Here is a 5,580-nt window from a genome sequence, read left to right as displayed (position 1 = left end):
AGCAGCGGCAGCGTGGTCGCGTCCCGGCCCGGGTCGTGCTTCGTGCCCGGTGCGCTCGCTTCGCCGCCGTACAGGTGCGCCTCGACGTTCGAGTAGCTGCCGGTAAACATCAGGCCGTCGACCGTAGCGAGTACGTCGTCGACCGACTGGCGCTCGCCGAGCGCGGGCAGCACCATCGCGAACGCTTGCGCGCCGTCGACGATCGCGGCGACGTATTTGTCGCCGACCGTATGCGACGCATGCGCGCCGATTTGCGTGTGGTCGGCAGTGATGCCGACGAGGGGTTTCCTTCTATCCATGACGTCAATCAGTTATCCGGAGGGTTGTTGCGTCTTGCTTGCCGGATGTGGCGAAACGCCGGCGTGCAACAGCCCCGCAGCCTTGCGTGAGACGCAGGGCCGCTGGTGAATGGGCGCAACGGGATGGCGTGGCGATCCGCGCTGCGCGCGACGATCAGGCCGTCGTTCGTTTCATTGCGACACGCGACGCGGCAACGAATGCGCGAACGCGTTCCGTCACCGCACGGACGATGCGGTTGGCGAATCAGCAGACGAAACGAACGACGTAAAGAAAGGAGAGGCGCTACGGCAGCAGCGACGCCACTTCGTCGGTATCGACGGCGACGAATGCGCGTGCGGAAACGGCGTTGTGACGCCGAACGGAACGACGGGACAGGATGGTGTAGATCGACAGATGAAGCAGGCGAGGACTATGCCAGCCGCAACTGCCGTCGTCGGAAGCGGACGCAGCGCTGCGCAAACTTCGCACATCGCCTCGATCCCACCTCACCAGAGGGCCACGGACTCTCACGATTACACTCGACTGGGTTGTTGAAAGTATTGAACACCTGACCGTTTCGACGCGCTGGGCGTTTAAAATAATCAAGGCGCCGGTTACGCGTTATTTACATTGATGGGCATCAATTTTTGCGTTGCAATAACGTTTTTTGCTGCCCATGAAAGCTTGATGACGCTAACCTGAGAGCCAGCATATACGAGCCAAAAACGGCGTCAAATGTTTTTTAACGGTGCTGCATCAGGGCTTTCCCGAGCAGTGCGAACAAAAGATTCGCAAACGGAATAATGTGCGAGGTGTTCATTATTTCGAACGCCTTTCAGGGTTTTCCCCGCTGATGCGCGGCATAAAGTGATTAGAATATTCAACGGCTGTCCACCGCGTCGTTTCACTTTGTCATCGCACTTATCGTGTCCGAAACCGAATCGATGTCCACCGAAGTCGCCGAGCGCCTGCGTTTCGTGCGCAACAAGCATGGCCTGTCGCAGCGCGAACTCGCGAAGCGGGCCGGCGTGACCAACGGCACGATCTCGCTGATCGAACAGGGCCGCGTGAGCCCGTCGGTCGGCTCGTTGAAGAAGCTGCTCGAATGCATCCCGATGAGTCTCGCGGAGTTCTTCACGTTCGAGCTCGTCGAATCGCGCTCGGTCGTGTCGCGTCGTGACGAGATGCCGAACCTCGGCAACGACACGCTCGCGTTTCATCTGGTCGGCGCGAGCATGAAGGACCGCAACATGTGCATCCTGCGCGAGATCTACCAGCCGCAGGCCGATACGGGGCCCGAGATGCTCGTGCACGCGGGGCACGAGGGCGGGGTCGTCGTGTCGGGTCGGCTCGAGCTGACCGTCGACGGCGCGACGTGGCTGCTCGACCCCGGAGACGGCTACTACTTCGAAAGCCGTTTACCGCACCGTTTTCGCAATCCCAGCGCGGACCTGATCTGCGAGGTCGTCTCGGCCAATTCGCCGGCGACCTTCTGACCTTTCCACCGCGCGTCACTGCATTCGCTGCTGGCCGGCTGCGCGTCATGCGCAGCGGCGTGCCGCATCGCGAATGCCAAAAAACTGAGGCATCCTGATGAACAAGTTGACTTTGGCTGACTGGCAGGACAAGGCGGCGTCGCTCAAGATCGAAGGGCGCGCATTCATCGACGGCGCGTCGCGCGACGCGCACGGAGGCAAGACGTTCGACTGCGTGAGCCCGATCGACGGCCGCGTGCTCGCGAAGGTCGCCGATTGCGGCGAAGCCGACGTGAACGCGGCCGTCGCGGCCGCGCGCCGCGCGTTCGACGCGGGCGTGTGGGCCGGGCTGAACCCGCGTGCGCGCAAGGCCGTGCTGCTGCGCTGGGCCGCGCTGATGCGCGAGCATCTCGACGAGCTGTCGCTGCTCGAGACGCTCGACGCCGGCAAGCCGATCGGCGACACGACGACGGTCGACGTGCCGGGCGCCGCGTATTGCGTCGAATGGTTTGCGGAAGCGATCGACAAGGTGGGCGGCGAGGTTGCGCCGGCCGATCATCATCTCGTCGGTCTCGTCACGCGCGAGCCGGTCGGCGTGGTGGCAGCCGTCGTGCCGTGGAACTTCCCGATCCTGATGGCCGCCTGGAAATTCGGCCCCGCGCTCGCGGCCGGCAACAGCGTCGTGCTGAAGCCGTCGGAGAAATCGCCGCTCACCGCGATCCGCGTCGCGCAGCTCGCGTACGAGGCCGGCATTCCGGCCGGCGTGTTCAACGTCGTACCGGGTGCGGGCGAGCCGGGCAAGCTGCTCGCGCTGCATCGCGACGTCGACTGCATCGCGTTCACGGGCTCGACGGCGGTCGGCAAGCTGATCATGCAATACGCGGCGCAGTCGAACCTGAAGCGCGCGTGGCTCGAACTCGGCGGCAAGTCGCCGAACATCGTGCTGCCCGATTGTCCCGATCTCGACCGCGCGGCGCAGGCGGCCGCCGGCGCGATCTTCTACAACATGGGCGAGATGTGCACGGCAGGCTCGCGGCTGCTCGTGCATCGCGACATCAAGGACGCGTTCATCGAGAAGCTCGTCGCGGCCGCGCGTGCCTACGTGCCCGGCAATCCGCTCGATCCGTCGGTGTCGATGGGTGCGATCGTCGACGGCATCCAGCTCGAACGCGTGCTCGGCTATATCGAGGCCGGGCGCAGCGAAGGCAAGCTCGTGACGGGCGGTGCGCGCGTGAAGGAGGAAACGGGCGGCTTCTACGTGGAGCCGACGGTGTTCGAGGTGAAACCCGACGCGAAGATCGCGCGCGAGGAGATCTTCGGGCCCGTGCTGTCGGTGATCGTGTTCGACGACGTCGACGAGGCCGTGCGGATCGCGAACGACACCGAATACGGGCTGGCCGCGGCCGTGTGGACGTCGAACCTGACGACCGCGCACGACGTGTCGCGCCGGCTGCGTGCGGGCACCGTCTGGGTGAACTGCTACGACGAGGGCGGCGACATGAACTTCCCGTTCGGCGGCTACAAGCAGTCGGGCAACGGCCGCGACAAGTCGCTGCATGCGCTCGAGAAGTACACCGAGCTGAAGTCGACGCTGATCCGGCTGCGCTGACGCGAAATCGGGCCGCGGGCGCCGCGCCTTACGGCGGTGTGCCCGCGGGTCGTGGTGCGGGCGTCAGGCGGCGCGCAGCGCGGGGTGGAAGCCGGCGGCTTCGATGATCGACTGCACGCGCTCGGCGCCTTGTGCCGATTCGACCTTGACGATCTTCGCCGCGACGTCGATGTCGAGCTTCGCGGCGGGATCGGCGGCCGTCACCGCGCGCGTGATGGCGTTGGCGCAGCCGCCGCAGGTCATGTCCTGGACTTCGAATTCCATCGTGTTCTCCTGAGTTGACGATTGACAAGCATCGACAGCATGAAGCTTGCCACGGTGGGAAGGTCAAGCGTACGCGTGTCGCCGAAAATCGGTGTCGCGGCCACAGCCTGTTGTAAACATGAAGTCTGATGAATCGCGATCGGGCCGTCGACGTCATTCGGCACTTGTCCCGATTGACGGCGAAGCGTTCCGGGCAAAGCAGCGCGGATGCCTTGCCGGGCAACGCGCGACGGCGATCCCTGAAGCGTGATCACCATGCCGCCAGTAAGGGTACGCGAGTTGGAAATGCGAATCGATCTTAGTATCGGCTCCCTTCGATATTTCAATTCATTACCCACATGAACCGTTTTGCTTTCGGTTTCGCGCTGGCGCTGCTGGGCGCATCGGCAACGTCCGCTTTCGCGGCCGACGATGTCGTCAACCTGACCCTGAAGGACCACAAGTTTTCGCCGGACGGCGTGACGATCCCGGCCGGCAAGAAGGTGAAGTTCGTCGTGAAGAACCTCGACGCGACGCCCGCCGAATTCGAGAGTGACGACTTCAAGGCGGAGAAGGTCGTGCCCGCCGGCAAGTCGGTGGAGATCCTGGTCGGGCCGCTGAAGGCCGGCACGTACGAATTCCACGACGAGTATCACGAAGCGCAGTCGAAGACGCACCTGACCGTCAAGTAAGGCCAACTCGCCATGTTGTCTACCGCCCTGATCGTCTTTCGTGAAGTGCTCGAGGCCGCGCTGGTGGTGTCGATCGTGATGGCCGCCACGAAGGGCGTGCCGCGGCGCGGCTGGTGGGTCGGCGGCGGGCTGGTGGGCGGCGTGATCGGCGCCGGCCTGATCGCCGCGTTCGCCGACGTGATTTCGCAGTGGGCGTCCGGCATGGGGCAGGAGGTCTTCAACGCGGGCGTGATGTTCGTCGCGACGCTGATGCTCGCGTGGCACAGCATCTGGATGAGCCGGCACGGCCGCGAGATGGCGATGCAGATGACCGAGGTCGGGCGTGCCGTCGCGGCCGGCAGCAAGCCGCTGACGGGCCTGGCGATCGTGGTGGGTGTCGCAGTGCTGCGCGAAGGCTCCGAGGCCGTGCTGTTCCTGTACGGCATCGCGGCGGGCGATCCGGGGCAGACGCCGCAGATGATCGTCGGCGGGTTGCTGGGCGTGCTGGGCGGCGCCGGGCTCGGCTACGGGATGTATGCGGGCCTGCTGCAGATTCCGCTGAAGCGCCTGTTCTCCGTCACCAACTGGCTGATCGTGCTGCTCGCGGCGGGGATGGCAAGCCAGTGCGTCGGCTTCCTGCTCGCGGCCGGCCTCGTACCGTCATGGGGCGATGTGATCTGGGATACGTCGTGGCTGCTCAAGGAAACCAGCATCGTCGGCAAGGCGCTGCATACGCTGATCGGCTATACCGCGCGACCGGCGGGCATCCAGATCGTCGCGTATCTCGCGACGCTGGTCGCGATCGTCGGGCTGGCACGGCTCGTCGGCCGGCCGCAGGCGGCGGTGCGGCCGCCACGGCCTGCCGCCTGAGTAGTCCGGGTTCGAATAGCAAAGGGGCGTCCATGACGCCCCTTTTTTCATGTGCGGTTCGCGGCCGGCCCGAGCAAAGCAGTGACGACAGCGTGCCGGTTGCGCACGCCGCGCCTGCTCAGCGGTGGCTGTCGATCCACGCGCGAGCCCATTCGAGCCCCGCTTCGCGCGCGTCGTCCTCGGTGTCGAATACGCCGAGCACGCCGGATGCCTCGACCAGCTTGTTGTTCTGCGTGATCGTGCCGCTTCCGGCGAAGCGCTCGGGCTGCAGGATCTCGTCCTGCTGCAGGATCGCGTGGCCCCAGATCTGGTAGCCGTGGTAGGTTTGCGCTTCCATTATCGAGTCACCTCCGCGGAGCGGCCGTGCGTGCCGACCTGCAGCACGTTGCCGTCCGGCGTGTATTGACGCGGGATGTTGGAGTAATTCAGTGCA

General features: G+C 64.9%; 8 protein-coding genes. 4 read left to right on the top strand and 4 right to left on the bottom strand.

Annotation, left to right across the window (positions count from 1 at the left end; genetic code table 11):
- The coding region (locus tag G3N93_RS32875; protein ID WP_206134823.1) for a gamma-glutamyl-gamma-aminobutyrate hydrolase family protein at positions 1-299 on the bottom strand (299 nt) is incomplete at its 3' end.
- Between the two features lie 283 nt (positions 300-582).
- Positions 583-768: a hypothetical protein gene (locus tag G3N93_RS41845; protein WP_043184603.1), complete on the bottom strand. Its 186-nt coding sequence runs from the start codon at positions 766-768 to the stop codon at positions 583-585.
- Between the two features lie 455 nt (positions 769-1,223).
- Here G3N93_RS41845 and G3N93_RS32870 point away from each other — a divergent pair, with 455 nt between their 5' ends.
- The gene (locus G3N93_RS32870) at positions 1,224-1,775 is read left to right on the top strand and encodes a cupin domain-containing protein (RefSeq protein WP_089426670.1); all 552 of its coding nucleotides are present in this window, start codon (positions 1,224-1,226) and stop codon (positions 1,773-1,775) included.
- A gap of 97 nt (positions 1,776-1,872) precedes the next feature.
- Positions 1,873-3,363 carry an aldehyde dehydrogenase gene (locus G3N93_RS32865; protein ID WP_206134822.1) on the top strand — a complete coding sequence of 497 codons (1,491 nt, stop codon included), beginning with the start codon at positions 1,873-1,875 and terminating at the stop codon, positions 3,361-3,363.
- Between the two features lie 63 nt (positions 3,364-3,426).
- On the opposite strand, the gene G3N93_RS32860 is transcribed toward G3N93_RS32865, so the two are convergent.
- On the bottom strand, positions 3,427-3,627 hold the full coding sequence (locus G3N93_RS32860; protein WP_011353438.1) for a heavy-metal-associated domain-containing protein: 201 nt from the start codon (positions 3,625-3,627) through the stop codon (positions 3,427-3,429).
- Between the two features lie 338 nt (positions 3,628-3,965).
- On the opposite strand from G3N93_RS32860, the gene G3N93_RS32855 reads away from it, so the two are divergent.
- Both G3N93_RS32855 and G3N93_RS32850 read left to right on the top strand, forming a co-directional pair.
- Positions 3,966-4,298 (top strand): cupredoxin domain-containing protein, encoded by a 333-nt coding sequence (locus G3N93_RS32855; RefSeq protein WP_011353437.1) that lies wholly within the window; start codon positions 3,966-3,968, stop codon positions 4,296-4,298.
- A gap of 12 nt (positions 4,299-4,310) precedes the next feature.
- Positions 4,311-5,147 (top strand): FTR1 family protein, encoded by an 837-nt coding sequence (locus G3N93_RS32850; RefSeq protein WP_174947736.1) that lies wholly within the window; start codon positions 4,311-4,313, stop codon positions 5,145-5,147.
- Positions 5,148-5,265: 118 nt separating this feature from the next.
- Here G3N93_RS32850 and G3N93_RS32845 read toward each other — a convergent pair whose 3' ends face one another.
- Positions 5,266-5,484, bottom strand: coding sequence for a hypothetical protein (locus G3N93_RS32845; protein ID WP_206134821.1), 219 nt, complete (start codon positions 5,482-5,484; stop codon positions 5,266-5,268).
- Positions 5,485-5,580: the final 96 nt, after the last annotated feature.

The sequence above is a fragment of the Burkholderia sp. Se-20378 genome (assembly GCF_017104665.1).
GTDB classification, from domain to species: domain Bacteria; phylum Pseudomonadota; class Gammaproteobacteria; order Burkholderiales; family Burkholderiaceae; genus Burkholderia; species Burkholderia lata.
This window is presented reverse-complemented; position numbering and strand designations above follow the sequence as displayed.